At 68.8% G+C, this 19568-nt stretch carries 20 protein-coding genes and 1 pseudogene; 12 read left to right on the plus strand and 9 right to left on the minus strand.

Annotation, left to right across the window (positions count from 1 at the left end):
* Positions 1–381 (minus strand): sigma factor (locus ABZ420_RS34630; protein WP_357132013.1); only part of this gene is annotated, 381 nt, incomplete at its 3' end.
* A gap of 359 nt (positions 382–740) precedes the next feature.
* On the opposite strand from ABZ420_RS34630, the gene ABZ420_RS34635 reads away from it, so the two are divergent.
* From ABZ420_RS34635 to ABZ420_RS34645, 3 genes are all read left to right on the plus strand, one after another.
* Entirely contained in the window at positions 741–1631 is an 891-nt protein-coding gene (locus ABZ420_RS34635; RefSeq protein WP_357132016.1) for an SDR family oxidoreductase, read from the plus strand.
* Positions 1632–1792: 161 nt separating this feature from the next.
* Positions 1793–2176, plus strand: a complete 384-nt coding sequence (locus ABZ420_RS34640) for a helix-turn-helix transcriptional regulator (RefSeq protein WP_357132019.1) — start codon at positions 1793–1795, stop codon at positions 2174–2176.
* Positions 2177–2262: 86 nt separating this feature from the next.
* Positions 2263–2580, plus strand: a complete 318-nt coding sequence (locus ABZ420_RS34645; RefSeq protein ID WP_357132022.1) for a hypothetical protein — start codon at positions 2263–2265, stop codon at positions 2578–2580.
* Positions 2581–2608: 28 nt separating this feature from the next.
* Here ABZ420_RS34645 and ABZ420_RS34650 read toward each other — a convergent pair whose 3' ends face one another.
* Both ABZ420_RS34650 and ABZ420_RS34655 read right to left on the minus strand, forming a co-directional pair.
* Entirely contained in the window at positions 2609–2800 is a 192-nt protein-coding gene (locus ABZ420_RS34650) for a hypothetical protein (protein ID WP_357132025.1), read from the minus strand.
* Between the two features lie 61 nt (positions 2801–2861).
* Positions 2862–3608, minus strand: coding sequence for a GntR family transcriptional regulator (locus ABZ420_RS34655; RefSeq protein ID WP_357132028.1), 747 nt, complete (start codon positions 3606–3608; stop codon positions 2862–2864).
* A 182-nt stretch (positions 3609–3790) separates the two neighbouring features.
* Between ABZ420_RS34655 and ABZ420_RS34660 the strand changes: the two genes are divergently transcribed.
* From ABZ420_RS34660 to ABZ420_RS34675, 4 genes are read left to right on the plus strand one after another with little or no spacing between them, the layout of a single operon-like run.
* Entirely contained in the window at positions 3791–4183 is a 393-nt protein-coding gene (locus tag ABZ420_RS34660; RefSeq protein ID WP_040870502.1) for a hypothetical protein, read from the plus strand.
* 41 nt (positions 4184–4224) lie between these two features.
* Positions 4225–4887: a hypothetical protein gene (locus tag ABZ420_RS34665; protein ID WP_357132031.1), complete on the plus strand. Its 663-nt coding sequence runs from the start codon at positions 4225–4227 to the stop codon at positions 4885–4887.
* Between the two features lie 5 nt (positions 4888–4892).
* A complete protein-coding gene (locus tag ABZ420_RS34670; RefSeq protein WP_357132034.1) occupies positions 4893–5609 on the plus strand; it encodes an ESX secretion-associated protein EspG in 717 nt (238 codons plus the stop codon).
* A 34-nt stretch (positions 5610–5643) separates the two neighbouring features.
* Positions 5644–6489 (plus strand): polyphosphate kinase 2 family protein, encoded by an 846-nt coding sequence (locus ABZ420_RS34675; RefSeq protein ID WP_357132037.1) that lies wholly within the window; start codon positions 5644–5646, stop codon positions 6487–6489.
* 76 nt (positions 6490–6565) lie between these two features.
* Here ABZ420_RS34675 and ABZ420_RS34680 read toward each other — a convergent pair.
* Positions 6566–7895, minus strand: a pseudogene (locus tag ABZ420_RS34680) (carboxylesterase family protein).
* A gap of 241 nt (positions 7896–8136) precedes the next feature.
* Here ABZ420_RS34680 and ABZ420_RS34685 point away from each other — a divergent pair.
* Positions 8137–8916, plus strand: a complete 780-nt coding sequence (locus ABZ420_RS34685; protein ID WP_357132040.1) for a thioredoxin domain-containing protein — start codon at positions 8137–8139, stop codon at positions 8914–8916.
* Complete coding sequence (locus ABZ420_RS34690) at positions 8913–9479, plus strand: vitamin K epoxide reductase family protein (protein WP_357132043.1); 567 nt, start codon at positions 8913–8915, stop codon at positions 9477–9479. The genes ABZ420_RS34685 and ABZ420_RS34690 overlap by 4 nt, the downstream gene beginning before the upstream one ends.
* A gap of 6 nt (positions 9480–9485) precedes the next feature.
* On the opposite strand, the gene ABZ420_RS34695 is transcribed toward ABZ420_RS34690, so the two are convergent.
* Complete coding sequence (locus tag ABZ420_RS34695) at positions 9486–10610, minus strand: trypsin-like peptidase domain-containing protein (protein WP_357132046.1); 1125 nt, start codon at positions 10608–10610, stop codon at positions 9486–9488.
* Between the two features lie 160 nt (positions 10611–10770).
* Here ABZ420_RS34695 and ABZ420_RS34700 point away from each other — a divergent pair, with 160 nt between their 5' ends.
* The 3 genes from ABZ420_RS34700 (at position 10771) to ABZ420_RS34710 (ending at position 14534) form a co-directional block, all read left to right on the plus strand.
* Entirely contained in the window at positions 10771–11823 is a 1053-nt protein-coding gene (locus ABZ420_RS34700; protein ID WP_357132049.1) for an NAD(P)-dependent alcohol dehydrogenase, read from the plus strand.
* A 72-nt stretch (positions 11824–11895) separates the two neighbouring features.
* The gene (locus ABZ420_RS34705; RefSeq protein ID WP_357132052.1) at positions 11896–13086 is read left to right on the plus strand and encodes an AI-2E family transporter; all 1191 of its coding nucleotides are present in this window, start codon (positions 11896–11898) and stop codon (positions 13084–13086) included.
* Between the two features lie 104 nt (positions 13087–13190).
* Positions 13191–14534 carry a tetratricopeptide repeat protein gene (locus ABZ420_RS34710; RefSeq protein ID WP_357132055.1) on the plus strand — a complete coding sequence of 448 codons (1344 nt, stop codon included), beginning with the start codon at positions 13191–13193 and terminating at the stop codon, positions 14532–14534.
* Here the strand turns inward: ABZ420_RS34710 and ABZ420_RS34715 are convergent.
* The 4 genes from ABZ420_RS34715 to ABZ420_RS34730 form a co-directional block, all read right to left on the minus strand.
* Positions 14515–15081: a TetR/AcrR family transcriptional regulator gene (locus ABZ420_RS34715; protein WP_357132058.1), complete on the minus strand. Its 567-nt coding sequence runs from the start codon at positions 15079–15081 to the stop codon at positions 14515–14517. The two genes, ABZ420_RS34710 and ABZ420_RS34715, sit on opposite strands and share 20 nt — an antisense overlap.
* Positions 15081–15503: a VOC family protein gene (locus ABZ420_RS34720; RefSeq protein ID WP_357132061.1), complete on the minus strand. Its 423-nt coding sequence runs from the start codon at positions 15501–15503 to the stop codon at positions 15081–15083. Before ABZ420_RS34720 ends, ABZ420_RS34715 begins: the two co-directional genes overlap by 1 nt.
* Before the next feature lie 103 nt (positions 15504–15606).
* On the minus strand, positions 15607–17913 hold the full coding sequence (metE, locus tag ABZ420_RS34725; RefSeq protein ID WP_357132064.1) for a 5-methyltetrahydropteroyltriglutamate--homocysteine S-methyltransferase: 2307 nt from the start codon (positions 17911–17913) through the stop codon (positions 15607–15609).
* 392 nt (positions 17914–18305) lie between these two features.
* Positions 18306–19175 (minus strand): 3-hydroxybutyryl-CoA dehydrogenase, encoded by an 870-nt coding sequence (locus tag ABZ420_RS34730; RefSeq protein WP_357132067.1) that lies wholly within the window; start codon positions 19173–19175, stop codon positions 18306–18308.
* Positions 19176–19568: the final 393 nt, after the last annotated feature.

Below are 19568 nucleotides of genomic sequence, written 5' to 3' on the forward strand. Positions count from 1 at the left end.
ATCGATGACCATCGACATCTCCACCGCCGCCATCTCATCGCGCTCATCCCTCGGCTCGGGCATCGACTCCGGCGACAACGACAACGCGCGCCTGGTCTTGTTACGACGAATCCGATCCAGGCACGCGTTCACCACGATCGCATGCAACCAACTACGCACCTGGGACTCCGCACGAAACGCCCCCGCCGTGCGATGCGCCGACAACAACGCATCCTGCAACGAATCAGCAGCGTCCTCACGCGTATACGACGTACGCAACGCCGTCTGCCACAAATGATCGTTATGCCTGCGCAGCAACTCGGCGAACGCATGCCGCCGACCACTCACATGCGCCTGCAACAACTCCACATCGGTGCACTCACCGAGCACGAGGAAACGCACACGGTCATCTGCGGTTCTCGGCCTCGGCACGCGGGCTGAGGAGGACCCCATTTCCTTATTCCGACAGTTCAATTCCAGCCCCCCTTCCGCAATTCGAAGTCATCGCCTCCCAACTGGTTTCGAGCCAGGGAAGGGGCATATCGGTTCGTCGGAGGTACGTCGAATCCGTTGTGACTGCGTTCTTTTCGTACGCGTGTCCGAGCAGCGACGCATAGATACGCAGCATTCGGGCCGGCGCATCGGGTTGTCAACGAGGCGGGTGTAAACAACTTGTGGACAACGACCGCCTCCCGATCCCGACAGATGCCGGTTAGCCTCACTCCACAAGCTCACGCATCCCTGCCAGAGGACCACTCGCTATGAACAGCCCCGCACCTACGCCCGCCTCCGGTCGAGAGGATTCGACCGGGGATCTGCTCGGCGGAAGGACCGTTGTGGTCACCGGAGCCAGCCGGGGCATCGGCCGGGCGATCGCGATCAGGTTCGCGGCGGAGGGCGCGAACGTCGCGATGATCGCCCGGACGCAGGAGCCACACCCGAAGCTGCCCGGCACGATCCATACCGCCGCCGCCGACGTGGCGGCCGCGGGCGGTGACGTACTCCCGCTGGTCGCAGACGTACGCGACGACAAGGCGCTGGCCGATGCGGTCGATCGCGTCGTCGAGCGCTTCGGCGGCATCGACATCCTGGTCAATAATGCCGGATCGGTCGATCTCACCGGCGCCGAGCAGATCGGCATGCAGCGCTACGATCACATGCAGGCCGTCAACCTCCGCGCCCCGTTCCTGCTGTCCAAACTGGCCCTGCCGCACCTGCGCACCTCGGCGCGAGCCGGGCGCAACCCGCACATCCTCACGCTGTCCCCACCGCTCAACATGAATCCCGAGCACGTCGGCAACGGCGTTGCCTACACCGTCTCCAAATACGGAGTCAGCATCGCCACCGTCGGCTTGGCGCACGAATTCCGGTCCTACGGCATCGGGGTGAACTCGCTGTGGCCCCGGACCAAAATCGACACCGCGGCGGTGCGCAATCTGCTCGGTGGCGAGGAAGCGGTTACCGCGTCCCGCAATCCCTTCATCTGCGCCGATGCCGCCCTACTGGTCGTGACCAGTCCCGCGTCGACCTACACCGGCCAGCTTCTGCTCGACGAGGATGTCCTCGCTTCTCACGGCCGTACCGACCTGGACCGGTACCGGGTCGTCCCCGGCACCGGTGCGCTCGCCAACGACCTCTTCATCGACGCTTAGACCACCAGGAAAAGCTCGGCATACGCGTACCAGAGGGTTGACGCCTACCTGACTCACAAGATCAACTTTTTCAGCACGTTGTCGAAACGCCGCACTAGGGTGAGGGTTTTACGATCCGAGTCACCACCGTCGTACACGCACGTCGTGTTGAGGGAGCGCCCGTGGCAAACGAAATCAGAAGGCCTGTCCACCAGTTGCTCGGCGAGCTGATGAGCGCGGAGCGGGAGGCCGCCGACCTGAGCAGAACACGAGTCGCGGAAGCTTGCCACGTCTCCCGGCAACTGGTGCACTACTGGGAGACCGGCGTGCGCGTACCGGACGGCGAGGCGCTGCGGCTGTGGTTCGAAGCGGTCGGCGTGCCGAACTGGAAGCGCCAGCGGTTCATCGCGGTGATTCAGCGACTCCGTTCCTTGTCCGCCAAGGCGCCACTCGAAACGCTCGACTGGTCGAGCGTGCCACCGGTCTGGACCGATGAAGATCAGACCGGCCTCGACCGCATCCTCGACCCGGCTTGCTGCCACGATCGCATAACGTTCGACCTATAGGTTGCAACAGACCTTTTCTCGATCGCTTTCCAGGACTCACCCCGGCGCCGCCGGACGCCGAGCAACCAGCGAGTCTCATCGTCTGGATGTTCACCGATCCGCTCGCGCGCAAGGTCATCGCGAACTGGAACCTGCGGGCCCGGCTCATGGCCGCGGCGTTCGGGACCCTTGCGCCCGGAGCCGTGCCGCAGCGCCGGATCGACGAGATCGTGCAAGCTTGCCAGATCGAACCCGTCTTCCTCGAGATGTATCGCAGCACTCCCACCGATGACGAAGTGACCAATCAGCGAGTGGTGCTGTGGGATCCAGACCGCGAGGAGTTCGTGACGCATCTGATGCGCGCATCCATCTTCAAATACCCACCCCGGCCCTGGGATCAGTTGGTGCTGCAGGCACCGGCGTGACGCACCGGTGAAGCACCGCGCCTCGGCCTCACGGCACCGGCGGCCCGGAGCCGAGATCGACCATGCGGTGCAGGATCGCGGGGGCCAGGGCCAATTCGAATTCGGTTCCGCTGCTCTCGAAGACGAACGCGAGGTAGTCCTCGCGCGGTACCGGGGCGAGGCGGACCGAGCATTGCTCCCCCACGATCACCCAGCCGCCGACGGTCAACCGATCGGACATCGCCCCTCCCACCCTTCGACACTTCCGACAAGTGGACTATGCCAGTTGCGGCAGCGGGGTGTCAACGGCGGGAATCGGCCGTTGAGCTGGTGAAATACTCGTGCGGCATGATCCACCGGCCGGGCGGGTGGACGGTCTCGCGGTACTCGAGCGGGACGCCATGAGCGTCCAGACCGAGGCGGCGCACGACCAGCACCGCCGCCGGGTGCCGAAGCGTGAGGTGGCGGCGTTCGTCGTCGGTGGCCAGCCGGGCGCCGACGCTCTCGCGCACGACGGTGAGAGCGCGTCCGGTCGCGTCTTCCAGATACCGTGCGACTCCCCCGGGCACGGCCTCGGATTCGAGCAACAGGGGTACGGTTTCGGCGAAACCTCCCGGATACCAGCAGGTGGCCAGTCGGGCATATCCGGATATGTCCTCATGCGACGTCTTTCGCACGATCACCGAACTGCGAGCGGGCAGGCCGAGCGGCTCGGTGACCTCCCGCGGCCCTTCCACCACTCCGGCTCGCAGCACGGTCACCGACCGGCTCTCGGGCGAAGACGGTCCGTACCGGGGCGCACTCTCCCGCAGCAGCACAGGCTGTTCGGCCACATAGGTGCCCGATCCGCGGCGGGACCGGACGATCCCCTGCTGGCGCAACGTATTCAGCGCCTTGGCGGCGGTGGGCCGGGCCACCTTCCAGCGTGCGGCGAGCTCCCGCTCCGAGGGCACCTCGGCGCCGGGCGCCAGCTCACCGCATTCGATCAGCGCACGGATATGACCCGAGATCTGCAGGTATTTCGGGACTACGTCATCGTTTTCGGCCACCGGTCGCCTTCCCCTGCGGACACCGCCCCTCGGACCGCTGGTCAGTGTAACAACGGCGGATCCGAGTACCGGGTGCTCGGCACAAGCACATACCGAGCCGGTCCGCCGCGCTGAACCGAGCGGTAAAGTGCGGATCCAGTACAGCGCGGTACGAACAGGACCGAGCGGAAGGGGGCTTCCACGTGGCGGTACCCGATACCGGACAGGGGACGGCGCGAGAGCTGTACGCGGCGGCCATGGGCGCGGGCGGGGGCGAGAAGTTCGAGCTGGACACGGCGGTCGCGGAGAATCTGGCCGCCGCGTGCGACAAGTTGGTCGACGATCTACGTCGTGCGATGGCCGGGGAACACCTCGTCACCGAGGTGACCGGCTTTCCCGACCTGCCCACCGGGCACGGCCTGTCCCGCGGTTTCGCCGCGAAAGGACGGCAGTACCTGGACACCCTGGCGGCGTTCCAGGAGACGGCGCTGCTGTTCAAGGCGGCGTATCTCGCCGCGGCCAACCGGCTGGCCGACGCCGAGGCGGCGAATCAGGCCGCGCTGCGGCTGATCGCCGAATACCTGGAGCCCAGTTGAGCACGCACCCGCGCGCCGGGACCGACTGAGGGGGACGACGGATGGCAGACTCCGCGGCACGTGCCGCCGCCGACGACATCCGGCAGGAGCTGGCCGGATTCGCCGACGGAGCGACCGATCCCGCCTACGCGCCGGATCGGGAACTGTTCGGCGCATACACCCATCAGCAGATCTGGGATCTGGTGCACGAAGCGCTCGACCCGGCGGCGCTGGGCCGGATCGCCGAGGCATGGCAGGCCAACGCGGCCGCGGTGGCCGAGGCGTTCCAAGCCTTCTCCGATGCCACCAACCGGGAATTCGCGCGCTGGTCCGGCCGCGCTGCCGACGCCGCTGTGGGCGCGACCAGGCAGTTCGTCCGCGCGGGCGGGGACGCGCAGGACGTGTGCCGGGCGGTCGCTCGGCTGATGGAGTTGAATAGCGATGCCGCGCAAACGGTCCGGGGCGCGATCGCGCCGCCGCAGCGGTATCGGCCGCTGGCGGACCCGGCCGCCGAAGCGGTTTACGGTGGAAAACGTAGGATGGAACACGATAGTGCGGCGGCAGACATCGAGGCGGATGTCCGGGACACGATGACCTACGTCTACACCCCGACGATGCCGGCCACCGGCGACCGCGTTCCCCGATTCCCCCGGCCGCACCAAGGTTCGGCCGCCGACAACGCATCCGGCGATCCGAATTCCGTCCGCGGAGGCGGCGCACGGTGAAATGGGTGCTGACCCCGGACGAATTCACGCATGTCTGGACGAACGAAACGAGCCTGGACCGTAGGCCATACCCGGTCAACATGGTCCCCTCGGCCACGGCGCGGACCGAATCGGAGTACCACGCCTTGCGTTTGCCGCAGCGCTTCGCCCGGCAGGCCGAGCCCGACCTGGCCGCCGCGCTGGTGCTCTGCGCGCGCAACGACGCGACCACCATCACCGTCTCCGGCGAACGCTCCGCCCTCGCGCGCAATGGGAGCGAAAGCGAGACCGAACGGATTCTCGCGTTCGCCGCGGTGGTGCACAACCACGCGGGCATCCTGGTCGCCACCCCGGACCGGGTGACCGTACAGATGTGCCATGCCCGTGCCATAGGCGAACGGCTGGTGCAGATCATCGGTTCGGCGCGGCCGGGCAAGCTCGCCCCGATGCGCGAGCCGCAGGACGCCGTGCTCAGCCCCGACCGCACCGAGCCGTTCGTCACCAATGGCCATCGCGGCGCGGCGAAATTCCGTCAGACACTGCGCAAGCCGGTGGACGGGCGCGGTTTCATCACCGTCACGGTGGAGCCCGAGAACCCGATGTCTCCGCCCACCCGCCATCGCACCTGGCTGGACTTCACCGGCGACGGTCGCTACCTGCTCACCACCGCGCACGATCTCGCCCTCACCCCCGTGTCGGACGAGGAGTTCGCCACCCAGCTGCTGCGGCTCGCGCAAGTGTGACCGGGCCGAACTGCCGCGTGGTTAGGGTGGGGCTATGCCTGAACAGTGGACGGTGTGTCCTGCCGAGGCCATGAAGGCCGACGGCTTGCGAGTAGCCGAGCTGGACACCTCCGGGACGCCGGGGTTCACCGGCGGCAAGAAGGCGGGCGTCGCACTGCTCGCCGAACGCAGCCAGGTGCTGTCGGATCTCCAGGAGAAGCTGTACGCCAACGGCCGTTCCGGCGACCGGCGCAGCGTGCTGCTGGTCTTGCAGGGCATGGACACCGCGGGCAAGGGTGGCATCGTCCGGCACGTCATCGGTTCGGTCGACCCCCAGGGCGTCGATCACGCCGCGTTCGGCGTGCCGACGCAAGAGGAGCAGCGCCATCACTATCTGTGGCGCATCCGCGAGGCGCTGCCGCGCGCGGGTCAGCTGGGCGTATTCGATCGCTCGCACTACGAGGACGTGCTCGTGGTGCGGGTGCACAACCTGGTGCCGCCGACGGTGTGGGAGCCGCGCTACGACGAGATCAACGCGTTCGAGCGGGAGCTGGTGGACGAGGGCATCACGCTGGTGAAGGTGGCCATGTTCGTCTCGCTGGACGAACAGAAGAGGCGGCTGGCCGAGCGGCTGGAACGCGCGGACAAGTTCTGGAAGTTCAACCCGGCCGACATCGACGAGCGCGCGTACTGGCCCGCCTATCAGGAGGCCTACCAGGCGATGCTGGACCGCACGTCCACCGAGTACGCGCCCTGGCACGTGGTGCCCGCCGACCGCAAGTGGTTCTCCCGGCTCGCGGTCACCGAACTGCTGATCGCGGCCCTGGAACGGCTCGAACTGGACTGGCCCTTGCCGACGTTCGACGTCGAGCAGCAGAAGCGGCGCCTGGAGCAGGCCTAGGTCACCGCGTTGCGCCCTCGGCTCCGCGGCCGCTTCGGGCGGGATCCGCGAGTTCGCCGCTTACGCGCGTGCCTGCTCAGGGCAGCTGCCGGACGATACGCGAGCCGGGACGGTGGGGCGTCCAGCCGGTGTCGGCGATCCGTCCGGTGCGCACGAATTCGCCCCAATAGTCCCGAGTTCGGTGGCCGAGCGCGTCGATCTCCGCCGTGGTCAGGGGGGCGAGCATCGGAGCGTCGTGCCAGGTGTCGCCGTCGGCGTACAGCAGCGGCAGATCGATGCAGTGGCAGGCGCCGTAAGAATTCTCGGGATGAAGCTGTCCCACGCGGTAGCAGTACACCCGCGCCCCGGCATCGGCCAGTTCGTCGGCGAAACAACCCCTGCTCGAACGCCTTTCGCCCGATGAGATGCTGTACCGCCGCGTCGAGCCGCGCGCCCGTCACCGGCAGTCGCCGTAACCTGCCGAAAACCGGATGCGGGCCGCCATAGAACGCTCGCGACTCCTCCGCCGTGCACCCGAGCACCACCGGCAGATCGGTGGCCGCGTCTCGTACCGCCTGCCGCCAAGCGTGCGGGTCCGGCAGTGGGCCGGCGTCGGCTACGGGCAAGAAGGGCGGGGCGGGGTTCAGCGCGGCGGGCCCGGCCACCCTGCGGACCGTACGTCCCTGCGCGGCGAGCAGGTCGGGTACCGGAGCGGTGCGCGGATCGGCGTCGAGTTCGGCGAGGAACATCGCCCCGACCCGCTCGGCCCTCCGATGGCTCTGGAAGCCGACGCCGAACGGTGCGCTCTGCACGATCGCCTGGGCGAACAGCCGCCTCGCTTCCGCGATCCCCAGCAGCGCGACGACCGACTGCGCGCCCGCCGACTGTCCCGACACGGTGACGCGTTCCGGATCGCCGCCGAACTCGGCGATGTGCTCCCGCACCCACCGCAGCGCAGCGATCTGGTCGCGCAAACCGAGATTCCCCGCCGAGACGCCCGGTGCGCGGAGGTAGCCCAGCACGCCGAGCCGGTAGCTCACCGACACCACCACGATGCCGGTCTGCCGCACCAGCCGGTCCGCGTCGTACAGGTTCCATTGCCCGCTGCCCGCGAGATAGGCGCCGCCGTGCAGCCACACCAGCACCGGACAGCTGCCCGGTTCGGCACCGACCGGGGTGGTGACGGTGAGGGCGAGGCAGTCCTCCGATTGCTCCAGGGCCTCCGCCCGCCCCATCACGTCCTCGAGCCGTCCCGGCAACTGCGGTGCGATGGCGTACCGGCGCGTCGCGTCGTACACCCCCTCATGGGCCTCGACCGGCTGCGGCGCGCCGAACCGCTCGGCCCGCGCGTAGGGAATCCCGCGGAACACCGCGACCGCACCGCGGGCCTCGCCACGCCAGCGTCCGGACGCCACCACCTGCTCCATGTCACTCCCGCCTTCCATCGCAAGTCGACTTGCGATGGAACCACGCATCGAACCGCGCTGACCATATCGCCGCCGGCGTGATTCGATCGGTATCACCGGTGGCGGGACAAATGTTTCGGAATCTCTCAGGTAAGCCGACGATGATGACCACTGCGGGCCGATCACGCGGGCAAGTGGCTTGCGCATCTACGATCGTGACGGCAGGAATCGTCCGGCGAGCGAAAGGCGTGGTGAGCGCACGGTGAGCAAAAACCAGGGTGGGAAGTCGAACCCGCTGCTGGCGGCGGAACGCGCCGACCGCAACCGCAAGATCTTGATCCAGGTGGCCGTCGCCGCCGTGCTCGTCGCGCTGATCGCGGCGATCGGCATCGGTATCGCGGTGAAGAAGGCCCGCAACGACGATCCCGGCCCCGCTCCGTCCATCGCGGCGACCGCCACCACGAACGCGGGCGCAGTGCCCGCCTCGATCACCGACAACGGCGCCGTCCGGATCGGCAAGCCGGACGCGAAGGTCACCGTGCGCGTCGTCGCCGACCTCCAGTGCCCCGCCTGCAAGGCCTTCGAGGCGGCCAACGGACAGGTGCTCGAGGACGCGGTCGCCAACGGCACGGCGGTCGTCGAATACAACGTGATCGCTTTCTTGGACAAGGCCTCTACCACGCGGTACTCCTCGCGCGCGGCCAACGCCGCCTACTGCGTCGCCGAGGCCGACCCGTCGAAATACCAGGCCTGGCTGAAGACGATGTTCGCGCAGCAGCCGCCGGAGGGCGGCGCGGGTCTGTCCGACGACCAGCTGGTCCAGATCGCCAAGAGCGCGGGCTACACCGACGACGCGGTCGCCCAGTGCATCACCGACCACAAGTACGACAAGTACATCCAGTCCAACACCAAGGAAGTGCTGGGAAGCGGCATCCAGTCGACCCCCTCGGTGTTCGTCAACGGCAAGAAGATCGAGTCCAGCCAGGACATCTTCGGCCCCGGCGCTCTCGCCCCCGTGATCAGCGCCGCCGCGGGGCAATGATCACCGCGGGGCCCCGAGCCGCCTGGGTCCTGTTGATCGGCGGGCTGGCCGGCTGGCTGGCCGCGGTGGCGCTGACCGTGGAACGGTTCAAGCTGTTCACCGATCCCGGTTACACGCCGTCGTGCAGCATCAACCCGATCCTGTCCTGCGGGTCGGTGATGGTGACCGACCAGGCCGCGGTCTTCGGGTTCCCCAACCCCTTGATGGGCATCGTCGGGTTCACGGTCGTCGTCACGCTGGCCGCGCTGTCGGTGGCCGGGGTCGGCTTCCCGCGGTGGGTCTGGGGTGGGCTGTGGCTGGGCAACCTGCTCGGGCTCGGCTTCGTCTGCTGGCTGATCTTCGAAAGCCTGTACCGGATCAACGCGCTGTGCCCGTACTGCATGGTGGTCTGGGCGATCATCACGCCGCTGCTCGCGGTGAGCACCGATCAGCTGTGGGGGCGTTCCCGTGGTCCGCTCGGCGTGCTCGCCGAATGGCGCTGGACGCTCGTCGCGCTGTTCTTCGCGGTCGTGCTGCTGCTGGTGTTCCTGCGCTTCCAGGATTACTGGCTGTCGCTGGTCTGATCCGGATCAGTTCGGCGGGCCTGCGACCAGCGCCACCGGCACCGTGCGCCGCCCACTCGCGCCGGTGATGCCCAAACGAATGGTGTCGTTGGGCTTGTGTGTGTTCAGCGCACTGCGCAGGGATTGCGCGTTGGTGACGGTGCGGTCGTCGATCGAGGTGATCACGTCACCGGCGGCCAGACCGGCGACATGGGCGGGCAACCCGTACAGCGCCGCGTCCACCCGGGCTCCGGTACCGACCGGCAGTGCGTTGGAGACCAGCACGCCGAGAGTGGCCGTGGGCCCGATGTGCACGGTGTCGGTCGGGGTGCCGGAGCGAATCTGATCGACCACCCGCATCGCGGCGTCGATCGGCACCGCGTAGCCGTTGGCCGGGTGGTCGGCCGCCCGCGCTCCCTCGCCCGACGCCGCCGCGATGACGCCGACCACGGAGGCCTTCCGATCGACCAGCGCTCCCCCGGACTGTCCCGCCGTCACCGCCGCCGCGACCTCCAGCATCCCGTTGAGCGCTTTGCGCGACAGATCGGCGGCGTTGACCGCCACGATCGCGGTGTCCAGGTCGGTGAGGGGGCCGTGCACCGCGGTCGGCGTGCCGCCGGTCCCGCCCGCGTTGCCGATCGCCAGGACCTCCTCGCGCACGCGCAGTCCGGCCGACGTGCCGATGGTCGCGGTGGGCAGTTCGGTGGCCGCGGCCAGGTCGAGCAGCGCGATGTCGGCCTCGGCGTCGTAGCCGAGCACCTCCGCGTCGTAGACCTTGCCGTTGCCCACGTCGGTGACGGTCACGGTGTCGGCGCCCTTGACCACGTGATGACTGGTGAGCACCTCGCCGTCGGCGGTGAGGACGATGCCGGATCCCGCCGCGCCGGGCCCGGACCGCTCGGTCGAGGCATTGATGTTGACCAGCGCCGGTCGCACCGCCGCGGTGACGAGCCCGAGGTCGAGCGGCTCGGGCGGAGCGAACGCGACCGGGGCCGCGGTCCCGGCGGGGCCGGGCCGGTCGCTACCGGCCGGTTCGCCGCGATATCCGAGGAACGCGGCGACCGCGAGCACGAGGGTGACGACGAGCACGAACACCCGGCCACCACGCGGCGTGCGCCGCGCTCCGGTCCACTGTTGCCGTTCTTCGTCCATGGCACTCCCGCCTCGGCCGAACCGCTCACCGAATCCATTGTCGCCGGAGAACGCCGCCGAAGATCATCGATCCGGCGACCGCGCCAGAAAATGTGCCGTGATCGGGTCTTTTCCGTGTCACAGTTGGCAATCGCACCCATGCGACGGTAGGCATGTCCTCATGAGCACTGCCGCCGCCTACGCCCTGTCCACCCCTGATGGCTCGTTCGAGAAGGTCACGATCCAACGCAGGGACCTGGGCCCGCACGACGTGCTGATCGACATAAAATTCGCGGGCATCTGCCACTCCGATATCCACACCGCCCGTAACGAGTGGGGCAGAACCCGCTACCCCTGCGTGCCGGGCCACGAGATCGCGGGCGTGGTCGCCGCGGTCGGGGCCGCGGTGACGAGGCATCAGGTCGGCGACCGCGTCGGCGTCGGCTGCATGGTCGATTCCTGCGGGGTCTGCGCGCCCTGCCTGGCCGACGAGGAGCAGTACTGCACCGCGGGCGCGACCATGACCTACAACAGCACGGTCGACCCGGCGGTGCAGCCCGGCGGGCACACCCTCGGCGGTTACGCCACGCAGATCGTGGTAACCGAGAACTTCGTCGTCGCCATCCCCGAGGGGATCGGCCTGGATGTGGCCGCGCCGCTGCTGTGCGCGGGCGTCACGCTGTACTCGCCGCTGCGGCACTGGAACGCCGGACCGGGCAAGAAGGTCGCGGTCATCGGCATGGGCGGGCTCGGCCACGTCGGGGTGAAGCTGGCTGCCGCCATGGGCGCCGACGTGACCGTGCTGAGCCATTCGCTGAGCAAACAGGACGACGGCAAACTCTTCGGTGCGAGCGCCTACTACGCGACCAGCGACAAGCAGACCTTCCGCGAGCTGCGCGGCCGATTCGACCTGATCCTCAACACCGTGTCGGCGGACCTGCCGATCGATGACTACCTGCGGCTGCTGAACCTGGACGGCACCCTGGTGATCCTCGGCCTCCCCGACAACCCGATGAGCGTCAAGCCGCTCAACCTCGCCGGGTACCGCCGCTCGCTGGCGGGCTCGATGATCGGCGGCATCGCGCAGACCCAGGAGATGCTGAACTTCTGCGCCGAGCACGGCATCGGCGCCGAGATCGAGCTGATCGCCGCCGACGAGATCGACGGCGCCTACGACCGGGTCGTGGCCAGCGACGTGCGCTACCGGTTCGTCATCGACGTCTCGACCATGTGAGCCTGCTCGCCGTACCGGCGCGGCCCGCGAAGTCCGGCCGCGAACCGGTCGCGGCGTGGGTACCTTGGCGGTGTGTCTGTGCAGGATGACGACGAGACGCCACCCGCCGACGGCGCCCCCGGCATGCCGCCGTGGCTGCCGCGCGCGTTCCTGCTCGCCGCGGCGACGATCACCGGGCTGCTGGCGGCCTTCTGGGTGCTCGAGCGGCTACAGGGCCTGCTGACGGTCCTGCTGGTCTCGCTGTTCCTCGCCTTCGCGATCGAGCCCGCGGTGAACTGGCTGGCGCGGCGCGGCATGCGGCGTGGTCCCGCGACCGGATTGGTGTTCCTCGTGCTGGCGGCCCTCGTCTTCGGCTTCCTCTGGACGCTGGGCGCCCTGCTGGTCGAGCAGGTCACCACCTTGGTGAAGAACGCCCCCGAATACGCCGACCGCGGCGTGGAGTGGATCAACCACACCTTCCATCAGGATCTGTCCAGTACCGACATCCAGAAGTACGCCACCGACTGGAGCTCGACCCTGGAGGGCTACCTCACCGGGTTGGCGGGCAACGTGTGGGGCATCGGCACCGCCGCGCTCGGCGCGATCTTCCAGGGCCTCGGCATTCTGCTGTTCACCTACTACTTCGCCGCCGACGGGCCCAGGATCCGCACGGCCGTCTGTTCGCTGCTGCCGCCGCGGCGCCAGCGACACATATTGCGCGCGTGGGACATCGCGGTGGCGAAGACCGGCGGTTACATCTTCTCGCGCGGGCTGCTCGCCCTCGTCTCGACGCTGGCGCACTACGTGATGCTGCGGGTACTCGACGTGCCGTCCGCGTTCGCCCTCGCGCTGTGGGTCGGCGTGGTCTCCCAGTTCATCCCCACGGTCGGCACCTATCTCGCCGGCGCGCTGCCGGTGATCGTCGGGCTCGTGCACGGCCCGAGCACCGCGCTGTGGATTCTCGGGTTCATCGTGCTCTACCAGCAATTCGAGAACTACGTCCTGCAACCGCGCATCACCGCCTCCACCTTGGACATGCACCCGGCCGTCGCGTTCGGGGCGGTGCTGGCGGGCGCCGCGCTGCGCGGCGCGACCGGCGCACTGCTTGCCATCCCGGTCACCGCGACGGTGCAGGCGTTCGCCGGTGCGTACATCCGCCGCTACGACGTCCCCGCGGATGTGGAGGCCGACATCGAGAGCACGGGTCCGCCCAAGCGGCGCCGAAAGTTCGCAAGGCAGTTGACCCTCCGCTTGGCGGGCCGTCACAACCCGCCCGCGGAATGAGTCCACGCCGGTGACCGGCGTATCCCACGCCTTGGGTAGCCAGGGATCGCGCGCCGATGTAGAACTTCTCGGAAACGATTCGCACCACTCGGTGCCGAGGCTGGATGGGAACAATGCTGAAGCGGCCGCCGGACCTCGCCTTCGACCTCGGCAAGATGCACCGCAGGCGCAACGACCTGGCGGCCGCGCGCGAGGCGTTCCAGATCGCGATCGCCTCCGGTCATCCGAACTGGGCTCCGCTGGCCGCCGCGGAGCTGGGCGGGCTGCTGAGCGCCTCGGGTGACAAACCGGCCGCGGAAGGCGCCTACCACGTCGCGGTCGACTCCGGCCACGAAGACGCGGCGCCGCGCGCGGCCTACAATCTCGGCCTGCTGCTGGCCGAGCGCGGCGACACCGCGGCGGCCGAAGCGATGTACGAGCGCGCCGCCGCGTCCGGCCATGCCGACGCCGCACCACGGGCCTGGATCAATCTCGGCTACTCGCGGGCCAAGCGCGGCGACTCGGACGCGGCGCGCACGGCCTACCAGCACGCCATCGACGCCGGACCCGGCGATATCGCCCGGCTGGCGCTGTCCAACCTGGCCTACCTCCTGCGCACCGAGGACGACCTCGCGGGCGTGAAGGCCGCCTACCGCTCCGTGATCGACGGCTGGCCCGGGGACCAGGCGCTGATCGTCGCGGGCGATCTGGTGCAGCATCTCGGCGAGGCGGGCGATTGGGCGGGGGCCAGGGAAGTCAGCCGGTCCATGGCCGAATCGGACGATCCCGCGGTCGCCGCGCGGGCCAGCTTCGAGGTCGGGGTGTTCAGCGAGCGGCTCGGCGAACCGGACGTGGCGCTGGCGGCGTTCCAGCGTGCGCTGGATTCGGCGGATGCCGAAGCCCGCTCCCGGGCGGCGGCCGCGCTCGCTCCGACCTACCACGAGCGCGCCGCGACCCTGCTGCGCGAGACGGACTGGGCGGCGCTGGAGCACGCCCACGGGTCCGCGAGCGACGCTCCGGCCATGCTCGCCGATCTGATCGGCGCGGATGTCGACGACCAGGTGCGCGGGGTCGTCTTCCTGTTCTCCGCCGTCCTGCATCAAGGGTCGATCTACTCCGTCACGGCGCCCGCCGCCGAAGTCGTGCTGGGTGCCCTGCTGCACGAGCGCACCGAGGTGACCTACGCCCGCGCCTGGCTGCGCGAGCCGCAACCGCTGCGGGTGGAACTGCTCAACTGGCTGCACGAGGTGATCGCCACCGCGGCATGGCAATCCGCCGCCGAGGACGACGCCGAACTCTCCCCGGCCGACCGCGCCGCGGCCGCGGACTGCTTGGCGCTGCTGCCACATGTGCGGGCCGCCACGGCGGCCGCGCTGGCCGTCACCGAGGCCGACGCGGTGGCCGACGCCGCCACCGACCTGCTCGCCACGTTGAGCGCGCTGCCCGCCGTCAGCGGGCGATCGCGCTGAGCACCGCGGCGACCGACTGTTCGGCGAGTTCGTCCGTCAGCGGCAGGTGTCCGAACAACGCGCGGTAGTAGATCGGCGCGGCGACCGAGTCCAGCACGAAATCCACATCGATGCCGGGGTCCACTTCGCCGCGCGCGATGGCCGAGCGCAGGGCCGTCGCCGTGGTTTGCCGTCGCGGTTCGAAGACGGTGGCCAGGAAGTGGGCGCGCAACCGCTCGTCGCCCGCCAGGTCCGCGACCAGCGCGGGCAGCACCCGGTGCAGCGAGGTGTCGCGCAGTGCGGTGACGAGATCGCGCATGGCGCGGGTCAGGTCGGCGCGGAGGTCGCCGGTATCCGGAGCCGGTCGCAGGCCGAGCAGACCGGCCACCACGTCGACCACCAAGTGCCGCTTCGACGGCCACCTACGGTAGATCGCGGGCCGGTGCAGGCCCGCCCTGCCCGCGACCTGACCGATGGACAGGTCGGCGTATCCGACCTCGTCGAGCAACTCACGCGCGGCGCCGAGCACCGCGGCGTCGATGCGGTCGTCGCGGGTTCGTCCCGCCATCAGAAGACCGGGCGCGGCATCAGGACGACCCGCCAGCCGTCCGGATCGGGAAAGGTCAAGCCGCCGTTGTCCGTCCAGTACGGGTTCTCCGCGGGCACCGGTTCGACGCCGAACTCACCGAGCCGCTGTGCCACGTCGTACATGTCCGACTCACCCGCGAAATAGAGCACCAACAGGTTCTCCTCGCTCGGCGCTTCGCCGGGACTGCCGTCCACATGCGTGGTGAATTCCAAGTGGTATCCGGCTCCTGGCAACCCGAGCATCACCCCGTCGTAACCGGCGTGGTTCTGGAATCGGTAGAGCTCGCGTAGCCCGAGTCCGTCGACGTAGAAGCGCACCACCTCGTCGAGCCGGTCGGTGGGGCGGGCGACCCGGACCTGCGCGACGCGCAGGGTGTCGGGCCAGTTGTCGTCCGTATGCATACCCTGAACGATACAGTACGAACTGTACTGAAATTCGGCGAGAAAGATCGAGGGCCATCCCCGTCCGGTCGAACGAAGACGGCCCTCGGTGTCCGGTTCCGCCTCAGTCGGTGGACTCCGCCCGCCTGCGTACGCGGCGCGCCGCGGCGACCATATTGCGCAACGACGGCTCGAGCTGCCAGTAGTGCCGGGTCTTCAGACCGCCGTCCGGATTGGCCCACAGCCGCTGCGGCGTCACCGCTTCGGCCGCCGCGGTGAGCAGTTCGTCCAGCTCATCGATGTCCGGGATGCGCGCGGACCGGCTCTCGTACACGCCGGGGCCGACGCCGTGACTGAGCCCGTGCCCGGAGGCGCAGTCGTCCTTCAGCGCCCGCAGCACCCACTCGATCGATCGGGTCGCCACGATCGCGGTGACGTCCGCGTCGAGTTCCTCGATCGCCTCCACCACCTCGGCGCGGCCGGAATATCCGATGTGCGTGTGGATCTGCGTCTCGGCCTGCACCCCGGAGGTGGCCAACCGGAACGCGCCGATCGCCCAGCGCAGGTATTCGGCGCGACCCTCCGGGCGCAGCGGCAGCATCTCCCGGATCGCCGGTTCGTCGACCTGGATGATCGCGATGCCCGCCTTCTCCAGGTCCACCACCTCGTCGCGGATGGCCAGCGCCACCTGGTCGGCGGTCTCGTGCAGCGGCTGGTCCTGCCGGACGAAGGATCGGGCGATCATGGTGACCGGCCCGGTGACCATGCCCTTGACCGGCTTGTCGGTCAGCGACTGCGCGTAGCTGATCCACTCCACCGACATCGGCGCCGGGCGCGACACATCGCCGTAGATGATCGGCGGCCGCACACAACGGGATCCGTACACCTGCACCCAGCCGAAGCGGGTGGTCGCGAAGCCGTCGAGCAGCTCGGCGAAGTACTGGATCATGTCGTTGCGCTCGTGCTCGCCGTGCACCAGCACATCGAGGCCGATGTCCTCCTGCAACCGGATCGTCGCCTCGATCTCGGCCTCGATCCGCTTGCGGTACTCCTCGTAGGACAACCGGCCCTCACCGAGTTCGTAGCGCGCCTGGCGGATGCGGTCGGTCTGCGGGAAGGAACCGAGCGTGGTCGCGGGCACCGGCGGCAGGTTCAGCTTGCGCTGCTGGGCTTCGCGGCGCACCTCGTAGGGCTCCCGCGAGCGCATGTCCGGGGTGACGGCGTAGACCCGCTGCCGCACCGCGTGCTTCTGCTTGAAGTGCACCTCGGTGGGGCGCTTGCGCCACTTGTCCGACGGGCCTTCGGTGAGCGCCTTCGCGAGCGAGACCACCTCGCCCACCTTCTGTTTCGCGAATGCGAGCCGGTCGGCGACGTGCCCCTCGATGTCGTATTCGATCAGCAGGTCGTAGGGCACGTGCAGCAGCGTGGTCCCGGTCGAGACGACCAGGTCCGGGCACACCTGGGCCAGTTCGTTGAGGTATTCCAGCGTGACGTAGCGGTCCGCGCGCCACACGTTGCGACCGCTGATCACACCCGCGTACAGGCGCTTGCGGCGGATGCCGGGCACCTTGGCGAGATCCTCCGGGCGCATCCGGTAGCTGGCCAGGTCGAGACCGATCGCCTCGATATTGCTGCCCGCCAGGATGGTCAGCGCCTCGCCGAAATCGCCGTACTGTCCGGTGACAAGGATGCGCGGGCGCAGCGGGGCCTTGCCCAAGCGGTGATAGGCGGCCTCGAACGCGGCCAGCTCGGCGGGCGTGCGCTCGCTGGTGAACGCGGGCTCGTCCAGCTGCACGCAGGTGGCGCCACGCTTGGCGAGGATCTCGAACAGTTCCTCGTAGACCGGTAGCAGCTTGTCCAGCAGGCTGAGGGTGTCGAATCCGCCGGACTCACCGGGGATGTGCCCGGCCTTGGACAGCAGCAGCAGCGACACCGGGCCGATGACCACCGGCCGCAGTTCGATGCCGACCGCCTTCGCGCGGTCGAATTCGTCGAGCAGCGCCTCGGGGTGCAGCGAGAACTCGGTGCCCGCGTCCACTTCCGGCTGGCGGTAGTGGTAGTTCGTGCCGAAAAAGCGGACCAGCTCGAGCGGCGGCAGATCCGGGCGGCCGCGCGCCATCAGGAAGTAGAAGTCCAGCGGGTGCAGTCCGTCGCGGTAGGGCTCGAACCGCCTGGGCACCGCGCCGAACAGCAGCGCGTTGTCCAGCACGTGGTCGTAGAAGGAGAAGGTGTTGCCCGGCACCTGGGTCAGTCCGGTGGCGGCCAGTTCGTTGAACTGGGTCTCCTGGATCTCGCGACCCACCGCCAGCAGTTCTTCGCGGTCGAGCGAACCGTGCCAGTAGGCCTCCAGCGCCCGCTTGAGCTCGCGGTGCGGCCCGATCCTGGGATAGCCGAGAATGCTCGACCCGTAGCCGTCGGTCACGTTCACCATGAGCGGGACAACCCCTTTCGATCACCTGCGCGGCCCGCCGAGATCGACGGGACGATCCAGCGCTGCGCTCTGGATACCCAGCCGAGCCGTCGACATGGCCCGGCTGTTGTGCAGCTTATGCCGATTGCCGTCACCGGCACGGCTTCACCAACTTCTGATCGACTCCGCATCGAGGTCTGCCGGTGCCGTTCTCACCAGTCGCGTGCCGTTGCGTCGGTCGATCGTTCGGAACTCGCCGACGTGACCCAGTCGGGTGCGAGTCTTACGAGCACCGTTCGCGGCCCGTCTCGCGTCCGAGTGTCCGTTGCGCATGCGCCGCAGGCGCGAGCAGCGGACGCTCGGACGCGAGACTCCCAGGGGCCGCGAACACGCAGCGCCGCAGGCGCTGCAAATCAGGCCCTGTACTGGTAGAAGCCGGCGCCGGTCTTCTTGCCGAGCAGTCCCGCCTCGACCATGCGCATGAGCAGCGGCGGGGCCGAGTACAGCGGCTCCTTGAACTCGCTGTACATGGAGTCGGCGATGGACTTGACCGTGTCCAGGCCGACCAGGTCGGTCAGCGCCAGCGGGCCCATCGGGTGGGCGCAGCCGAGCACCATCGCCTTGTCGACGTCCTCCTTGGTGGCGAAGCCGGACTCGACCATGCGGATCGCCGACAGCAGGTACGGCACCAGCAGCGCGTTGACCACGAAGCCGGAGCGGTCGGCCGAGCGCACGACCTGCTTGCCGAGCACCTCGCCCGCGAAGGCCTCGGCCCGCGTGGAGACCGACTCGCTGGTCTTGAGCGTGGTGACCAGCTCGACGAGCGGCAGCACCGGGACCGGGTTGAAGAAGTGCATGCCGACCACGCGCTCGGGGTTCGCCGTGGCGACCGCGATCTTCATGATCGGGATGGACGACGTGTTGGAGGCCAGCACGGCGGAGGGGTCGGTGACGACCTTGTCGAGTTCGGCGAAGATGCTCGTCTTGACCTTCTCGTCCTCGAGCACCGCCTCGACCACCAGCTGGCGGTCGGCGAAGTCGCCGAGGTCGGAGGTGAACCGCAGACGCCAGGCGGCCTGTTCGCGCTCGCGCTCGGTGATCTTGCCGCTGCTCACGCCGCGATCGAGGGAACGCAGGATGCGTGCGCGGCCCGCGGCGGCCAGTTCCCGCGTCTGCTCGTACACCAGCACGTCGACGTGCGCCCTGGCACACACCTCCGCGATTCCTGCGCCCATCTGGCCGGCGCCGATAATGCCGACGCGTTGGATCTTTTCGCTGCTCACGTCCCGCTCCTGCTGGGTTGTCTGGCTCTGGGGTGGCTGGTCTGCGAAGGTGTCGCTCCGGTGTGAGCGCGTCCTTCGATGGTCCAAGGTATAGGGATGCCCTCCCCGCCGGGGCTGTTCAGCGGGGAGGGCAGTACACCCCTACCGGAGTAGAGGATCGGCGGTTTTCACGTCGGGAACCTCACTTCCCTCGGCTAGCACCTACTTCGGCTTCGAATAGTGAGTTCGCCGCTTTCGCGACCACCCACGCGCGAGGCCATCGAGCGCCGTTCGCGGCCCGTCTCGTGTCCGAGTGTCCGGTGCGCCCCGTTTACTATGGTCGGATGCTAGTCGAAGACCCGGGTGCCAAAGCAGGAAGCGCGGTATCGCGCCGTCCCGTACCGCGGACTCGGG

Origin of the sequence: Nocardia sp. NPDC005745 (genome assembly GCF_040630775.1) — a bacterium.
Lineage (GTDB): Bacteria > Actinomycetota > Actinomycetes > Mycobacteriales > Mycobacteriaceae > Nocardia.

Coding starts and splice junctions, on each gene's coding strand:
- ABZ420_RS34635 (WP_357132016.1), top strand. CDS start 741: ATGAACAGCCCCGCACCTACGCCCGCCTCCGGTCGAGAGGATTCGACC.
- ABZ420_RS34645 (WP_357132022.1), top strand. CDS start 2,263: ATGTTCACCGATCCGCTCGCGCGCAAGGTCATCGCGAACTGGAACCTG.
- ABZ420_RS34650 (WP_357132025.1), bottom strand. CDS start 2,800: ATGTCCGATCGGTTGACCGTCGGCGGCTGGGTGATCGTGGGGGAGCAA.
- ABZ420_RS34665 (WP_357132031.1), top strand. CDS start 4,225: ATGGCAGACTCCGCGGCACGTGCCGCCGCCGACGACATCCGGCAGGAG.
- ABZ420_RS34675 (WP_357132037.1), top strand. CDS start 5,644: ATGCCTGAACAGTGGACGGTGTGTCCTGCCGAGGCCATGAAGGCCGAC.
- ABZ420_RS34690 (WP_357132043.1), top strand. CDS start 8,913: ATGATCACCGCGGGGCCCCGAGCCGCCTGGGTCCTGTTGATCGGCGGG.
- ABZ420_RS34695 (WP_357132046.1), bottom strand. CDS start 10,610: ATGGACGAAGAACGGCAACAGTGGACCGGAGCGCGGCGCACGCCGCGT.
- ABZ420_RS34700 (WP_357132049.1), top strand. CDS start 10,771: ATGAGCACTGCCGCCGCCTACGCCCTGTCCACCCCTGATGGCTCGTTC.
- ABZ420_RS34710 (WP_357132055.1), top strand. CDS start 13,191: ATGGGAACAATGCTGAAGCGGCCGCCGGACCTCGCCTTCGACCTCGGC.
- ABZ420_RS34715 (WP_357132058.1), bottom strand. CDS start 15,081: ATGGCGGGACGAACCCGCGACGACCGCATCGACGCCGCGGTGCTCGGC.
- ABZ420_RS34720 (WP_357132061.1), bottom strand. CDS start 15,503: ATGCATACGGACGACAACTGGCCCGACACCCTGCGCGTCGCGCAGGTC.
- metE (WP_357132064.1), bottom strand. CDS start 17,913: ATGGTGAACGTGACCGACGGCTACGGGTCGAGCATTCTCGGCTATCCC.